The 15,798-nt window shown below is 62.7% G+C and carries 15 protein-coding genes; 6 read left to right on the forward strand and 9 right to left on the reverse strand.

Annotated elements, in window-relative coordinates:
• The first annotated feature begins 173 nt into the window (after positions 1-173).
• The 5 genes from MOP87_RS16525 to MOP87_RS16545 all read left to right on the forward strand — a co-directional run bounded on the left by MOP87_RS16525 (position 174) and on the right by MOP87_RS16545 (position 3,683).
• On the forward strand, positions 174-1,667 hold the full coding sequence (locus tag MOP87_RS16525; RefSeq protein ID WP_023533448.1) for an RNA polymerase factor sigma-54: 1,494 nt from the start codon (positions 174-176) through the stop codon (positions 1,665-1,667).
• A gap of 81 nt (positions 1,668-1,748) precedes the next feature.
• Positions 1,749-2,057, forward strand: coding sequence for a ribosome-associated translation inhibitor RaiA (raiA, locus tag MOP87_RS16530; protein WP_003255135.1), 309 nt, complete (start codon positions 1,749-1,751; stop codon positions 2,055-2,057).
• A 12-nt stretch (positions 2,058-2,069) separates the two neighbouring features.
• A complete protein-coding gene (ptsN, locus tag MOP87_RS16535) occupies positions 2,070-2,534 on the forward strand; it encodes a PTS IIA-like nitrogen regulatory protein PtsN (RefSeq protein WP_027913742.1) in 465 nt (154 codons plus the stop codon).
• A gap of 2 nt (positions 2,535-2,536) precedes the next feature.
• Entirely contained in the window at positions 2,537-3,391 is an 855-nt protein-coding gene (gene rapZ, locus MOP87_RS16540) for an RNase adapter RapZ (protein ID WP_023533444.1), read from the forward strand.
• A gap of 19 nt (positions 3,392-3,410) precedes the next feature.
• Entirely contained in the window at positions 3,411-3,683 is a 273-nt protein-coding gene (locus MOP87_RS16545) for an HPr family phosphocarrier protein (protein ID WP_078479052.1), read from the forward strand.
• A gap of 86 nt (positions 3,684-3,769) precedes the next feature.
• Here the strand turns inward: MOP87_RS16545 and MOP87_RS16550 are convergent, their stop codons facing one another.
• The 6 genes from MOP87_RS16550 to pmbA all read right to left on the reverse strand — a co-directional run bounded on the left by MOP87_RS16550 (position 3,770) and on the right by pmbA (position 9,003).
• A complete protein-coding gene (locus tag MOP87_RS16550) occupies positions 3,770-4,657 on the reverse strand; it encodes a ZIP family metal transporter (RefSeq protein ID WP_242810553.1) in 888 nt (295 codons plus the stop codon).
• Between the two features lie 11 nt (positions 4,658-4,668).
• Complete coding sequence (locus MOP87_RS16555) at positions 4,669-5,280, reverse strand: superoxide dismutase (protein ID WP_110606869.1); 612 nt, start codon at positions 5,278-5,280, stop codon at positions 4,669-4,671.
• Position 5,281: 1 nt separating this feature from the next.
• Positions 5,282-5,710 carry a hypothetical protein gene (locus tag MOP87_RS16560; protein WP_028687053.1) on the reverse strand — a complete coding sequence of 143 codons (429 nt, stop codon included), beginning with the start codon at positions 5,708-5,710 and terminating at the stop codon, positions 5,282-5,284.
• Between the two features lie 27 nt (positions 5,711-5,737).
• Entirely contained in the window at positions 5,738-7,114 is a 1,377-nt protein-coding gene (locus tag MOP87_RS16565) for a class II fumarate hydratase (RefSeq protein WP_088523090.1), read from the reverse strand.
• Positions 7,089-7,508: a hypothetical protein gene (locus tag MOP87_RS16570; protein WP_027913736.1), complete on the reverse strand. Its 420-nt coding sequence runs from the start codon at positions 7,506-7,508 to the stop codon at positions 7,089-7,091. Before MOP87_RS16570 ends, MOP87_RS16565 begins: the two co-directional genes overlap by 26 nt.
• A 148-nt stretch (positions 7,509-7,656) precedes the next feature.
• Positions 7,657-9,003, reverse strand: a complete 1,347-nt coding sequence (pmbA, locus tag MOP87_RS16575; protein WP_027913735.1) for a metalloprotease PmbA — start codon at positions 9,001-9,003, stop codon at positions 7,657-7,659.
• A gap of 109 nt (positions 9,004-9,112) precedes the next feature.
• Here pmbA and yjgA point away from each other — a divergent pair, with 109 nt between their 5' ends.
• Positions 9,113-9,634, forward strand: coding sequence for a ribosome biogenesis factor YjgA (gene yjgA / locus MOP87_RS16580; protein ID WP_023533376.1), 522 nt, complete (start codon positions 9,113-9,115; stop codon positions 9,632-9,634).
• A 35-nt stretch (positions 9,635-9,669) separates the two neighbouring features.
• Here the strand turns inward: yjgA and tldD are convergent, their stop codons facing one another.
• The 3 genes from tldD to MOP87_RS16595 are packed head-to-tail and all read right to left on the reverse strand — an operon-like array spanning position 9,670 to position 15,787.
• Positions 9,670-11,109: a metalloprotease TldD gene (tldD, locus tag MOP87_RS16585; RefSeq protein ID WP_028687050.1), complete on the reverse strand. Its 1,440-nt coding sequence runs from the start codon at positions 11,107-11,109 to the stop codon at positions 9,670-9,672.
• A 2-nt stretch (positions 11,110-11,111) separates the two neighbouring features.
• Positions 11,112-11,963, reverse strand: a complete 852-nt coding sequence (locus tag MOP87_RS16590) for a carbon-nitrogen hydrolase family protein (protein WP_028687049.1) — start codon at positions 11,961-11,963, stop codon at positions 11,112-11,114.
• Positions 11,964-11,977: 14 nt separating this feature from the next.
• Positions 11,978-15,787 (reverse strand): YhdP family protein, encoded by a 3,810-nt coding sequence (locus MOP87_RS16595; protein WP_242809819.1) that lies wholly within the window; start codon positions 15,785-15,787, stop codon positions 11,978-11,980.
• Positions 15,788-15,798 lie beyond the last annotated feature (11 nt).

Consider the following 15,798-nt stretch of genomic DNA (forward strand, 5'->3'; position numbering starts at 1 on the left):
ACGACGCGCGCCTTGGGCACGAACAAAGACGCCCCCAAGTCGGGCCAAGTTGTTACAGTGCTCTAGGCAAACGCTACAATTTAAGGCATAAATCTTGCTTGAAATGGCGCCCCGGCGCCCTCGTGTAGTGGAAGGCGCATGTGCGCCGGCGAACAAGGTACAAAGCATCTGCCATGAAACCATCGCTCGTCCTAAAAATGGGCCAGCAACTGACGATGACACCGCAGTTGCAACAGGCCATCCGCCTGCTCCAGCTTTCCACCCTGGACCTTCAGCAGGAAATCCAGGAAGCCCTGGAGTCCAATCCGATGCTCGAGCGCCAGGAAGACGGCGACGACTTCGACAACACCGACCCCATGGCGGACAACGCCGAGAACAAACCGACCAGCGACGTCCAGGACAACAGCTTCCAGGAAACCACTGCCAGCGCCGAAAACCTCGAAGACGGCGAGTGGAACGAACGCATCCCCAACGAGCTTCCTGTCGACACCGCCTGGGAAGACATCTACCAGACCAGTGCCAGCAGCCTGCCAAGCAATGACGACGACGAGTGGGATTTCACCACCCGCACTTCGGCTGGCGAGAGCCTGCAAAGCCATCTGCTGTGGCAGTTGAACCTGGCGCCGATGTCCGACACCGACCGGCTCATTGCAGTCACCTTGATCGACAGCATCAACAATCAGGGCTATCTGGAAGACAGTCTGGAAGAGATTTGTGCAGGGTTCGACCCTGAGCTCGACATCGAGCTGGATGAAGTCGAGGCAGTGCTGCATCGTATCCAGCAATTCGAACCTGCTGGTGTCGGCGCCCGCACGCTGGGCGAATGCCTGTTGCTGCAACTGCGCCAGCTGCCGGCCAGCACCCCGTGGATGACCGAGGCCATGCGCCTGGTCAGCGACTTCATCGACCTGCTGGGAAGCCGCGACTACAGCCAGCTCATGCGCCGCATGAAACTCAAGGAAGATGAGCTGCGCCAGGTCATCGAACTGGTGCAGAGCCTCAACCCTCGCCCAGGGTCGCAGATCGAGTCCAGTGAGCCCGAGTACGTGGTGCCGGATGTGATCGTGCGCAAGGACAGCGAGCGGTGGCTGGTGGAACTGAACCAGGAGGCGGTGCCACGCCTGCGCGTTAACGCGCAATACGCCGGGTTCGTACGCCGCGCCGACACCAGTGCCGACAACACCTTCATGCGCAACCAGTTGCAGGAAGCCCGCTGGTTCATCAAGAGCCTGCAAAGCCGCAACGAAACCTTGATGAAGGTGGCTACGCAGATCGTCGAGCATCAGCGCGGTTTCCTGGACCACGGCGACGAGGCGATGAAGCCGCTGGTGCTGCACGACATCGCAGAAGCTGTGGGCATGCACGAGTCGACCATTTCCCGGGTCACCACCCAGAAGTACATGCACACCCCCCGCGGCATCTACGAGCTGAAATACTTTTTCTCGAGCCACGTCAGCACCTCCGAAGGCGGGGAATGCTCGTCCACGGCGATCCGCGCGATCATCAAGAAACTGGTTGCGGCGGAAAATCAGAAAAAGCCATTGAGTGACAGCAAGATCGCTGGTTTACTGGAGGCACAAGGCATCCAGGTCGCCCGTCGCACTGTCGCCAAGTACCGCGAGTCCCTGGGTATCGCACCCTCGAGCGAGCGCAAGCGATTGATGTAGCCCCTGAGATGTGCCACCGCGTTTGTGTGGCAGGTGCAACACCTGCCTCTTTGATGCACGGGCAACAAAAGGAGAAGCTGTATGCAAGTCAATATCAGTGGACAGCATGTAGAAGTCACCCAACCCTTGCGTGATTACGTGCTCGAAAAGCTCGCCCGCGTGGAGAGTCACTTCGACAAGATCACTAACGTGCAGGTCATCATGAAAGTCGAGAAGCTGCAGCAGAAGGTCGAAGCGACCTTGCAGATTCCTGGCGGTGAAGTGGTAGCCAACGCCGAACACGAAGACATGTATGCAGCCATCGACGCCTTGGCCGACAAGCTCGACCGCCAACTGAAAAAACACAAGGAAAAACAGCAAAGCCTGCTGCAAGGTGCAGCAGCCCGCTGATCCCCCTCATCCATGATCCGACTTGAAACCATCCTGACCCCCGGCCGTTCCCTCGTGAACGTGCCGGGCGGCAGCAAGAAGCGCGCCCTGGAAAAGGTCGCCACCCTGATTGCCGATCAAGTACCTGAACTTGAGATGCAAGACGTCTTCGAAAAACTGGTGGCCCGCGAAAAGCTGGGCTCCACTGGTTTCGGCAATGGCATCGCCATCCCCCATTGCCGCCTCGAAGGGTGCTCCTCACCGGTCAGCGCCCTTCTGCACCTTGACGCCCCCATCGATTATGACGCGATCGATGGCGCGCCCGTGGACCTGCTTTTCGTTCTGCTGGTTCCGGTTGCGGCCACCGATGCTCATCTGGAACTGCTGCGCCAGATAGCCAGCATGCTCGATCGCAAGGACGTTCGTGATCGCCTGCGTGCAGCCCAGAGCAGCGAGGCCTTGTTCCAGGTCGTCCTGGACGTACAGAACGAGCATTGAACATGCGCTTGATCATCGTCAGTGGCCGGTCCGGCTCCGGTAAGAGCACGGCCCTCGATGTCCTCGAAGACAACGGTTTCTACTGCATCGACAATTTGCCCGCCGGGCTGCTGCCGCAGTTGGCGGAAAGCGCGCTGCTCAACACCGAATTGCCGCAGCCCAAGGTTGCCGTATCGATTGACGCACGCAACCTGCCAAGCCACTTGTCGCGCTTTCCCGAACTGCTCGAACAAGCGCGTGCTCGTCACATCCAGTGCGACGTGCTGTACCTCGATGCCGACGAAGACACGCTGCTCAAGCGTTTTTCCGAAACCCGCCGACGCCACCCGTTGACCAATGCCGATCGCTCACTGGCCGAGGCGATTCGCGTCGAACGGGATTTGCTGGGGCCGATAGCTGACCTGGCCGATCTCAAGATCGACACCACCCGCCTGAATCTCTATCAGCTGCGTGACTCTATCAAGCTGCGCTTGTTGGACAAGCCAGAACCGGGTACGGCTTTTCTGGTGGAGTCATTCGGCTTCAAGCGGGGCATGCCGGTCGATGCCGATCTGGTGTTCGACGTGCGCTGCCTGCCCAACCCATACTGGAAGCCAGAACTGCGCGAGCATTCCGGCCTTGAACAACCCGTCATCGACTACCTCGCGGCTCAGCCGGACGTCGAAGAGATGTTCACCGATATTTCCAGCTACCTGCTCAAGTGGCTGCCACGGTTCGCCGCCAGCAACCGTGCCTATGTCACCATTGCCATCGGATGCACTGGCGGCCATCATCGCTCGGTGTACCTCACCGAACGGCTGGGCCAGTTGCTCCAGCAATCTTTGAAAAACGTCCAGGTTCGCCACCGCGACCTCTAGCCCAAGGATCCGCCAGCTCATGCCCGCCCGCGAAATCACCATCATCAACAAACTGGGTCTGCATGCCCGGGCGGCAGCCAAATTCGTCGGGGTTGCCGGTCGCTTTCCCTGCCAGGTCAAGGTAGGTCGTGCCCCGGACAAGCTGGTCGATGGCAAGAGCATCATGGGGGTCATGATGCTGGCGGCGGGCAAAGGCACTCAGGTCTACCTGCACACCGAAGGCGAGCAGGACAGTGAAGCCATGGAGGCACTGGTCGAGTTGATCAACAACTATTTCGACGAGGGGGAGTAAGCCCTCGGCACGGCCAGCAGGCGTTTCACATCGGCCGTCGCCAAGCGTGACGCCCTCCTCCTCACGCCCGCAGTCTGGCGGGCGCTTCAGGACATCGCGGTATCCATCACCATCATCAGGCAGAAACCGATGCACAGCCCCAGGCTGGCCAGGCGGTGATTACCGTGGCTGCGTGATTCGGGGATGATTTCCTGGGTCACGACCAGCAGCATCGCCCCTGCAGCGCAGGCGAGGCCCAGGGGCAACAGCAGTTGCGCCACATTCACCAGCCAGGCGCAGATAACGGCTGCCACGGGCTCCACCAGACCGGAGACGGCGCCGATGAGAAAGGCCTTGAAGCGCGACATGCCAGCCCCGGCGAGCACCAGCGCAATGACCAGCCCCTCCGGTACATCCTGCAAGGCGATGCCCATTGCCAGGCTGTCGGCATCTGCCATGCCCCCGCCTGCAGACACGCCTATGGCCATGCCCTCTGGAATGTTGTGGGCGATGATGGCGAACACGAACAGCCACACGCGCGAAGCGATGACCGGCTCGTCAGGGGTCAGCCCTGAGGACAAGCCTGGCGAGAGTTTCAGGTCCACCAGGTAAAGGCACAACGCGCCTGCCAGCAGGCCCGCGCTGATGAGGCCGCCGGCTCCCCATGCACCAAAACCAATGGCCTGAGCGGCCTCCAACCCAGGCACTATCAGCGAGAAGGCCGTGGCCGCCAACATGACGCCAGCACCAAAGCCCAACAGTGTATCGGCCAATGCCACGGGCATGGTGCGGATAACCAGTACCGGCACCGCACCCAGGGCCGTCCCCAACGCGCACAGCGCGCCGCCCTCAAGCGCGCGCAACATACGTGGGTCCAGGTCGAGCCAGGCAAATGCGCGCGCCACCAGCAGCGCGGTACCCGCCAGCAGCAACAGGGTTCCAAGCGCCAGCCTGAACAGGCGCACGCTGCTGACGGACATGACTTCGGCGCGCATACCTGCCTGGCTCATTTCATGGCATCGAGGTAGCGGCGATTCACTTGCGCCCAGTCGATGACGTTGTAGAAGGCCCCGATGTACTCAGGCCGACGGTTCTGATACTTCAGGTAGTACGCGTGCTCCCAGACGTCCAGGCCGAGGATCGGTGTGTGGCCATGCATCAATGGGCTGTCCTGGTTGCCACTGCTCTCGACCACGAGGGTCCGCTGCGGGGTAACGCTCAGCCAGGCCCAACCACTGCCGAAGCGGGTGAGCGCGGCCTTGGTGAAGGCTTCCTTGAATGCCTCGAAGCCACCCAATTGTGTGTCGATGGCACGGGCAACTTCGCCCTGGGGCTCGCCTCCACCACGGGGGGACATCACCGTCCAGAACAGGCTGTGGTTGGCATGCCCGCCGCCATGGTTGGTCACGGCGCCTCGCAGGTTTTCAGGTAACTGCTCGACCTGCGCCACCAGCTTTTCCACCGGCCAGTCGGCCCATTCACTGTTCTCGACCGCTGCGTTGAGGCCATTGACGTACGTCTGGTGATGCTTGGTGTGATGGATCTCCATGGTCTGCGTGTCGATGTGCGGTTCCAGCGCATCGTAGGCGTAGGGCAGTGCAGGCAATGCATGAGGCATGTCAATGGACTCCGTGGGCAGGTTGAAGTGAACAGGCGCTGTGTCGGTTGAGCAGGTGCTCGGTGCGCGGGTACTGGCCGTGTTCGGCGATGAAACTCAACAACTCGGTGTAGGTACGGGCGCTGTGGCGCAGTGCGGCATCACGCAGCGCCCGTGGCAGGCACACGTCCTGACTGGCCTGCAACAGCCGTTGGTGCACGGCGCACAGGTAATCGGCGCTTTCATGGGGCTGCTGCAGACGCAGGTGCAGGTCGGCCAGGTTGTGATGCGCGATCACCAATGAGGCCACGGCTTGATCGGCATCCTCCCAGCGCGTGAACAGCACTTGGGCCAATGCCAGGGCCTGGAGGTAGTGTTCGCGAGCATCCACCAGCTCACCTTGCGAGAACAGCTGATTGGCGACTTGCGTGATGCGTTTCCAGTGCTGCATGACGAGCCTCCAGGGCCATTGCGCTGTTCAGATACCACCGGCGGTCAGCTTTTCCGGATTCAGCAAGGCCTGCAACCGATCACGGGAAAGGTCGGTGTGCTCCAGCGCCACATCGATGATGGGCCGCCCTTGCGCATAAGCGGCCTTGGCGATCTCGGCTGCCTTGAGGTAACCAATGATCGGGTTCAGTGCCGTGACCAGGATCGGGTTACGCGCCAACGCCTCGTTGAGTTTGTTTTCATTGACCTTGAATGTGGCAATGGCTTTGTCTGCCAGCAACCGGCTGACATTGGCCATCAGCTCGATGCTTTCGAGCAGGTTACGGGCGATGACCGGCAACATGACATTGAGCTCGAAGTTGCCGGACTGCCCCGCTACCGCGATCGTTGCGTCATTGCCGATGACCTGAGCGGCGACCATGGCGGTGGCTTCAGGAATCACCGGATTGACCTTTCCAGGCATGATCGACGAGCCAGGTTGCAAGCCCTGCAGCTCGATTTCACCCAAGCCCGCCAAGGGCCCCGAGTTCATCCAGCGCAGGTCGTTGGCGATCTTCATCAACGCCACCGCCGTGGTCTTGAGCTGGCCAGACAGTGCAACGGCAGTGTCTTGGGAGCCGATCAGGGCAAACAGATTCTGAGCAGGGCGAAACGCTACGCCCGTCAACGCGCTGAGGTGACGGGCGAAGCCGGCTGCGAAATCAGGATGGGCGTTGATCCCGGTGCCCACGGCCGTGCCGCCCTGGGCCAGGGCCTGCAGGCTAGGCAAGGTGGCCTCTATGTGCGCCTTGGCACCAGCGACCTGCGCCGCCCAGCCATCGAGCACTTGGCTCATGCGCACAGGCATGGCATCCATCAAGTGCGTACGGCCTGTCTTGATATAGGGACGAACCTGGATCGACTTGGCTTCGATCACCTGCACGAGGTGGCTCAGCGCTGGCAGCAGTTGCTCGTGGAGCGCCAGGGCTGCGCTCACATGAATGGTGGTAGGAATGATGTCATTGCTGCTCTGCCCGCAATTGACGTGGTCATTGGGATTGACCGCTTCGCTCGCGACCCGGCTGGCCAGCGTTGCAATCACTTCGTTCGCGTTCATGTTGGAACTGGTGCCGGAACCGGTCTGGAACACGTCGACCGGAAAATGCACGCTGAAGTCTTCTGCCAGCAGTTGCTGTACGGCCGTGACGATCGCCTGGCCTTGCTGCTCAGACAACTGCTCCAGTTCGACGTTGGCGTTAGCCGCCGCTGCCTTGGCCAGCAGCAGCGCGCGTATGAACTGGGCAGGCATGCGCTGGCCACTGATGGGGAAATTGTCGACCGCACGCTGGGTCTGCGCGCCGTACAGCGCGTCTGCCGGCACGTGCAACTCGCCCATGCTGTCACGCTCGATGCGGGTATTGATCATCATCGGGTCCTTGCATCAATTCATCGGGGGAAATCGAGGGCAGCAAACGGCAATTGGCCAGTTGCAGGGCATAGGGCTGCCAGCGCTGGTTCTGTTCCTGTCGGTCGAGGTTGCGCAGGATCAACAGTGGCCGCCAGGCCTGATCCAGGCACTGGCAGCGCCAGTGCCAAGGCAGCATGCGGTCGCAGGCGGTATCGAGCAGCAGGCGGAAGGAGGTCAATGCCACCGTCCAGGGTGACGTCTGGGTGCAACACACCAGGTAACGCCCTTCCGCCAGGTAATGTTCGATCAGGCGCGGCTCATCGGGCTCGAGCGCACAGCGGATCCGGCGACTGAGCCAGCGCCAGTTTTCAAGATAGGGCAGTTCGCGAAGGGCGGTCGTCATGAACATCATCATCGTGCAGCTGTGAAATGATATTCATTATTAATTGATAAACAGAATCAATTCAACCCATAGATGGTGTGAAGGGGCCGCCGCTTGATCTTCTGCCGCGAAAAAAAAGGGGCCGCTGCGCGGCCCCAACGGCTTCACATGAAGAGGATCAACTACCGGCAACCATCATCCGCTCGATCAACACCGAGCCTGTATGAATGTTGCTGCGGGTCTCCAGGTCGCTGCCAATCGCCACGATCTGCTTGAACATGTCCTTCATGTTGCCCGCGATGGTGACTTCCTGGACGGCGTACTGGATCTCGCCATTCTCGACCCAGAAACCGGCCGCGCCACGGGAATAGTCCCCTGTCACCATGTTCAGGCCATGGCCCATCAATTCGGTGACCAGCAGGCCGCGCCCCATGCGTCGGATCAACGCGGCCTGGTCTTCACTGCCATGGGTGACGAACAGGTTGTGCACGCCGCCTGAGTTGGCGGTACTGGGCAGACCCAGTTTGCGCCCCGAGTAGGTACCGAGCAGGTAGGACACCAGCTGGCCCTTATCCACGAACGGTTTGGCGTAGGTTGCCAGGCCATCACCATCGAAGGCTGCGCTGCCCAACGCGCGCGGGATGTGAGGGCGCTCGTCCAAGGTCAGCCAGGCCGGGAACAACTGTTGGCCGAGGGCGCCTTCAAGGAAGGAGGACTTGCGGTACAGGTTCCCACCGGAAACCGCCGACAGGAAGCTGCCGAACAGCCCGCCTGCCAATTCGGCCGAGAACAGTACCGGCACCTCACAGGTCGGCACCGGCCGTGCGCCCAGGCGACTGGCGGCGCGTTGGGCGGCGCGGATACCGATGCTGCGCGGGTCAGCCAGCAGGTTACCTTGGCGATTGACGTCGTACCAGTAGTCACGCTGCATCTGCCCATCGCCCTCGGCGATCATCACGCAGCTCAGGCTGTGACGGGTGGAGGCGTAGCCACCGACAAAGCCGTTGCTGTTGCCATACACCCTGCACCCCTGGTGGGTGTTGAGCGAGGTGCCATCGGCGTTGAGAATTCGAGGATCAGCGTCGAAGGCCGCAGCTTCGCACGCCAAGGCCATTTCAATGGCCTTCTCCGGCTCCAGGTTCCAGTCGTGGTAGAGGTCGAGGTCCGGAACATCGCGGGCCATCAGGGCGGCGTCGGCAAGCCCGGCGCATTCGTCCTCGGAGGTGTGCTTGGCAATGGCCAGCGCAGCTGCGACGGTTTCGCGAATGGCGTCCGAACCACTGGCCGAGGTGCTGGCCGAGCCTTTGCGCTGCCCGACGTACAGGGTGATACCAAAGCCCTGGTCACGGTTGAACTCAACCGTCTCGACCTCGCGCTGGCGGACCGTGGTGGACAGGCCCTGCTCCAGCGACACCGCCACTTCGCAGGCGCTGGCACCCTGGCGGCGGGCCTCGGCAATGATCGCTTCGACCTGCTCTTGCAAGGCTGGCAGATCGTTCGGGCCGATACTCTGGACTGCACTCATGGTTTTCTCCACTCAGAATTCTGCGTTCGGCAAGGGCCATTCAACGGCCGGGCCGGACAAGCGGCCCCCGACTGGTTATCATGGCGGCGATCTTTAGCGGACTGCCACCATGGTTGATTCAAACGACGACGCCTTCGACGGCGAAAAAAGCAAAACCCAGATCAAGCGCGAACTGCATGCGCTGGTCGAACTCGGCGAGCGGCTCACCACCCTCAAGGCCGATACCCTGGCGCGCCTGCCCTTGACCGATGAACTGCGCAAGGCATTGGCCGAAGCCAGCAAGCACACCGCGCATGGGGCTCGCAAACGCCACATGTCGTTCGTCGGCAAGCTGATGCGTGTACAGGACCTGGACGCCATTCACGCCCTGCTGGAACAGATGGACAGCTCCACCCGCCAGTACAACGAGCGTTTTCACGGCCTTGAACGCTGGCGTGATCGGTTGATCGACGGCAACGACGAGGACCTCGAACGGTTCGTCAACGAATACCCGGAGACCGACCGCCAGCAGCTGCGCTCGCTGGTGCGCCATGCCCAGCACGAAAAGGCCAGGAACAAACCCCCTGCCGCTTCGCGCAAGGTGTTCAAGTACATTCGCGATCTGGACGAGCTGCAGCGCGGGCTGCGCTGATCGCGGCGGGGCCGCCTTGCGGCCCCAGCCAACCCTCACGCCCCGGTACCACCCACCGTGATCGCATCGAGTTTCAAGGTCGGTTGGCCTACACCGACCGGCACGGACTGCCCGTCCTTGCCGCATGTCCCTACCCCACTGTCGAGCGACAGGTCGTTGCCGACCATCGACACACGGCTCATCGCCTCCGGGCCATTGCCAATCAAGGTCGCGCCTTTGACCGGGGCGGTGATCTTGCCATCCTCGATCAGGTAGGCCTCGCTGGTCGAAAACACGAACTTGCCGCTGGTAATGTCCACCTGTCCGCCACCCAAATTCGCGCAGTAGATGCCCTTCTTCACCGACGCGATGATCTCCTGCGGGTCGCTTTCACCGGCCCGCATGTAAGTGTTGGTCATGCGCGGCATCGGCAAGTGGGCATAGGATTCCCGTCGGCCGTTACCCGTCACCGCCATGCCCATCAGGCGCGCATTGAGCTTGTCCTGCATGTAGCCCTTGAGCACGCCGTTTTCGATCAGGGTGGTGCACTCGGTCGGCGTACCTTCGTCGTCCACGCTCAAGGAGCCACGTCGGCCTTCCAAGGTGCCATCATCGACGATGGTGCATAGGCTGGACGCGACCTTCTGGCCGATTCGGCCGCTGAATGCCGAACTGCCCTTGCGGTTGAAATCGCCTTCCAGGCCATGGCCAACCGCCTCGTGCAACAGCACGCCGGACCAACCAGGCCCCAGCACCACGGGCAGGGTGCCGGCAGGCGCAGCAACGGCCTCCAGGTTCACCAACGCCTGGCGCAGTGCCTCGCGGGCATAGCCCATCACCCGCTCCTCGGTGAAGAAGCGATAGTCGGTGCGCCCGCCGCCGCCCTGCCCGCCGCGTTCGCGACGGCCGTTCTGCTCGACGATGACGCTGACGTTGAAGCGCACCAGGGGCCGTACGTCGGCCGCCAGGCTGCCATCGGCGGCCGCGACCAGGATCCGCTCCCAGACGCCGGCCATGCTGACGCTGACCTGCTGGATACGCGGGTCCAGTGCACGGGTGGCGGCATCGACACGCTTGAGCAGCTCGACCTTCTCGGCACGGCTGAGCACGTCCAATGGATTATCCGCCGGGTAGAGAGTGGTCACGTCCTGGGCACGGAATGCCTGAACCGTGCCGTTCTGCCCGGCACGGGAAATCGATCGCGCGGCGCGCGCGGCAGAGGTCAAGGCTTCGAGATTGATGGCATTGCTGTAGGCAAAGCCGGTTTTTTCGCCGGCCTGGGCACGGACACCGACCCCCTGATCGAGGTTGAAACTGCCTTCTTTGACAATCCCATCCTCCAGCGCCCAGGTTTCCGAAATCTGGCCCTGAAAGTACAGGTCGGCGGCGTCGATGCCTGGGCCGGCCAATTCACCCAGCACACTTTGCAGGCTGTCCAGGGTCAAGCCGCCTGGGGCCAGTAGCTGCTCGCTGACGGTGGATAACATCTGGCTCATAGTCACTCCGAGGTGTGCGCAGGCCGCAATGCGCCCTGCGAGAAGAAGCGCCGGTGATCGATCACCGGCATGCGCGCCCGAATGGACGCCTGTTCGTCACTGTCGCGCTCGGCAAGCAGTACCGCTTCGCCTTGCGCCTGTTGCGCCACGATGCGCCCCCATGGGTCGACGATCGCCGCGTGGCCGTGAGTCTGGCGCTGGCCGGGGTGAAGCCCGCCTTGGGCTGCGGCCAGCATGTAGCATTGCGTTTCGATGGCGCGTGCGCGGATCAGCACGTCCCAATGCGCCGCCCCTGTCACCGCCGTGAACGCCGACGGTGCACTGATCAGTTCTGCCCCGGCTGCGCGCAGGTGGCTGTACAACTCGGGAAAGCGCAGGTCGTAGCACACGCTCAGGCCCAACCGCCCCACCGGCGTATCGGCAACCACCACCTGCGCACCGGGGGCGTAATCATCGGATTCACGATAGCGGCCACGATTGTCGGCGACATCCACATCGAACAGGTGCAACTTGTCATACCGCGCGACCTGCTGCCCATGCTCGTCGATCAACAACGAACAGGCATGTGCCTTGGCCTTGGGCTGACCGGTCGGCGGCAGGGCAATGGTGCCTGCGACAATCCATAACCTAAGGTCACGAGCCACGCGTTTCAACCAGGGCAGGATCGGGCCTTCGCCGAGGGCCTCGGCGCGGCCGATCGCCGCGGCGTCTGCACGCCCCATGGCGGCGAAGTTCTCCGGCAGCACGGCCAGCCTGGCGCCACCTGATGCCGCCTGTTCCAGAAGCTTGCTCGCCTGGCGCAGGTTACCCTGCACATCATCCTGGCTGACCATCTGGATCACTGCCGCCTTCATCGACCCTCCTGGCGCTATTTCTGGAATGGTTTCACAAAGGTAATCTTAGGCTCTTTCCACGGCCCTACTACCCGGTAATGCACGCTGGCAAAGCGCGACACCCGATCGCCAATCAGCCGGTCGACCAGAAACAGTGCGCCGCCCACGGCCGGGGCGCCGACGATCAGCGCTGCCAGGGGAAGGTTGTTGGTTACCGGCAGGCTGACCTGCAGGTTGGCAGCGACCCGCTCACGCACCATGTCCAGGGTACCATCGAGTTCGAAATCGCTCGACGGGCCAGTTACCTTGATCGGCGTGCGGGTTACGTATACCCCTTCACTGGCCACCAGCAGCCCCTTGAGCCGGTCGTAGGCCAGGCCCTTTTCGAACAAGTCGGAGAAGTCCAGGCGCAAGCGCCGACCAATGGCGTTGAAGTTCAGCAAGCCGAATACCCGCAACGCTTGTGCGCCACCGTCCACCTCGACGAACTGCCCGCTGTGCAGCACTGCATCGAGGCTCCCGGAGAACCGCTTCAGGCTGATTGCCGCCGGGGAGCCCGGCCACCGCCCGTCCACGTCCATGCGAAAATCCCGGGCGGTTACCGTCGGGGCAAAGCCCCAGGCCGTGAGCACGTCACCCAGTTGCTTGCCTTGCACGCGGCCTTTGTACCAGCTCGTGCCGCCTGCGCCATCCCAACCACCGGCGCCGTCGATGCGCAGCCCCTTGAGGTTCAGATCGATGTCGCTGGCGTTCACACCGGTACGGGTCGGCCGCAGCTTGATCGCAGCGCTGCCGTACAGATCGTCACCGCGGTAAAACGTGTCGATGCGCACGTCCAGCGGCGGCACCTTGCGCGGATCGAACGACGCCAGCGGGTCAGCGCCGTCTTCGTCCTGCGCCTGGTCGGCATTGCCTGCCGGCAGGCGCAAGGTTTGCAGCCGCACCACGATAGGGGCGCCCTCGGCGTCGGGCACGCGCGCGTCGCCCACCACCTGCCGACTGTCCAGGCGCACGTCCCAGGCCGCCGACCCACGTGCCAGACGCACCCTCGCCTGGTTCAGCTCGGTACCGTACGCCTTCAGGGCCCCGATGCTCAGGTCAACGCTCTGCAGTGTCTGGCGCGCATTGCCACCTGGATCGCCGCCCCCTAGCTTCTGCGCCTGAGCCTGCCAAGGCTCAAGGTCCAGGGTATCGAGGTGCCCACGGATACGCAGGCCGCGACCGCCAGGAGGCTGCGCTTGACCAGCACCAAGCAGCAGCTCACCAGCGCCCTGGTCCAGGTGCTCGGCTGGCGCCACGTAGGCTAGCCGGGCAAGATCGGTGTAGGCGGCGTCGATGTGCCGTTGCGCGCCTTGCAGGTTCATGCTGAAACGGCTGGCCCGACTGTCGGCAGGCGCTTTGCCAAAGGGCGCCGGCAGGTCGATCGACAGGCCTTTGAGGTCCGAATCGACGTTAATCAGGTTTTCACGTGCGCCAATGCTCAACTGCAGCTGGTACGGCAGCTCGCCAGACGCCGGCAGTGCCTGGTCGAAGTGCAGCCATTGGGTCAGTGCTTGCAGCGAAACCCGGCCGCTGGCGCTGATTCTGGTCTGCATCTGTCCCGGTTCGCCTACAGCGGCAATCTGTGCAGTGACCGGCTTGCCGAATGCCTGCAGGGAAATGCCCTTGCCACTGAGGCCCTTGTCGTAGTCGAAGCTGAAGTCGCCCTTCAGGCGCGTGAGTTCCAGCTCGGGCGATGCAATCTTGAGCCGTGCATCGCGCGTGGCGAAATCCACCTTCACCTTAGGTTGCTGCCCATGGGCCAGCGGGATGTCCAGCTTGACCTTGCCTTTGAGGGGGCCCTCACCTTCCCATCCTGCAAAGATTTCATTGGTGCCAATGGGCGCTTGCTTGAGTATCTTGAGCCCGTCCACCAGGCCACCCTCGAAATTGCCGTCCAAGTGCAAGTGGCTGTCACCCATGCCTTCCACATGTGGAATGTCGACTTTCACGTCGCTGACCTTGGTGTCGAGCAGCACACCGCGTTGCGCCTTGATGCGCACACCGCTGTCCTCGATGAACACGTCACCGTCCACATGCTGTACCTGTGGCCAGCCGGGCTGGAAGTCCAGGGTGGCATCATGAACTTTGAAGAACAGGCTGATGCTGCGAGCTTCGGGCTTGGCACCGTGATTGAGCGAGCCCTGGTACTGGAAGTAACCCTGGTCGACACTGCCTTTGACGATTGCGCTGCGCAGCCATTGGTCCAAGGCCGGGCTCAACACCTCGGGCAAGTACTTGGCGGTGTAGCGGCCATCGCCGTCGGTCAGACCGACACGCAGGTCCATGTAGTCTTCACGCCCTTCCTCGAACAACAGGCGGATGAGGAAGTCGCCTGCAATGTTGCCCTCCTCGCCCACGACCTTCAGGTAAGGAGCGATCAGGGTGAAGCCTTCCTTGTCCAGTGCCCAGGTCAGGCGCGCATTGGCTTTCTGGTAGTGCCAGGGTTTGGCGAAGATCGGATCCAGGTGCAGCATGAAAGCGTCGGTGTCCAGGCGCAGTTCGCCATGCCCAAGGTCGCCGCTGATGCTGCCGCTCACGTTACCGGCAGCCGGGGCGCCGTGATACGCATCGAAACCCACGCGCTCCAGGTTGCTTTCGAACGCCAGCCGGCGATCGCCGTCGGCCTTGGGCCGGGCCGTCAGGTGCACGTTGCGCAGGGCACCTGTGACATTGAGGCCATCGATCACCGCCAGCACTTGCTGGCCCATGGGCGCCAAGGCGTGGATCAGCGGCGTGAGAGGGGTCAGCTCCACACGGTCGGCCTGCACCTGCCAGCTTTCATCGGCCGGGGCCGCACCGTTGCGCTGCATCAACCGCAGCCGCGAGGCCCAATGCGTGTCGCCAATGTCCATCGCCAACGCGTCGACAATGACGTCGAAGCCCTCATCCTGACGCTCGAACCAGGCATTGAGGGCGAGGCTGTCTACCTTGACCGGTTTGCGCGTGTCATAGGCCCCTTGCAGGTGCGGCGCATTCAGGCGTACGGCGCCTTGGTGCAACTGACGGTCGCGCCAGTCGAACCAGGCTTCACCGCCTGCCTGCAGCACCTGGGCATGCCACTGCCCCAACAGCCGGGGCGGCAACCAGCGTGCCCAGTCACTGTGCGGCAGGTTGAGATAGCCCTGTACCTGCGCATCACGCCAGGCTTCGGCCGAAGCGCGGCTGCGCGCGCTCAGCGTCAGGGGTTGGCCATCTGGCAAGGTTGCCCGCAGGTCCAACGATTGCCGCGAGGGCCCCGCCAGCAAGCCTGCGCTGACATAGGTCAGCGTCAGCGGATCACGCTGCCAGGCGTGGAGGGTAACTTGGCTGTCGAACACATCGACCCGCCCAAGCCGGCGCAGGTCCTTGAGCAACTGCTCGGGCTGCAAGGGTGCGTCGTCCTGCTTGGGCAGGCCCTCGAGCTTCCACTTGCCGGCTTCATCCTCTCGGGCGATCAGCTGCAGGCCAGCCAGCTGGATGCGCGCCAGGCGCACTTCACCTGCGACCAGGCTGCCCCAGACATCCGGCACCACGGTGACGTCATCGAGCCGCAAGGCCGTGCCGCCTTCACCGATTTGCAGGTCGCGTACGGTCAGCACCGGCGACAGCCTGCTCCAGCGGCCCTGAAGCGCGCCAATGTGCACCGGCACACCCAGCGCTCCGGCGACCTTGGCCTGCACCGTGCTGCGGTACTCGGCCGCCAGCGGCACCAAGGCCCGGCCAAGGCTGGCGTACAGCGCCACTGCGATGACCAGCAACGCGCAAGCCCCCAGCCCCCAACGGGTCAGGACACTCAGAACGCGGCTTAGACGTCCCATGGCCATGGCCCTCCAGG

This window comes from Pseudomonas sp. I3-I5, from assembly GCF_022699445.1.
Classification (GTDB): domain Bacteria; phylum Pseudomonadota; class Gammaproteobacteria; order Pseudomonadales; family Pseudomonadaceae; genus Aquipseudomonas; species Aquipseudomonas fulva.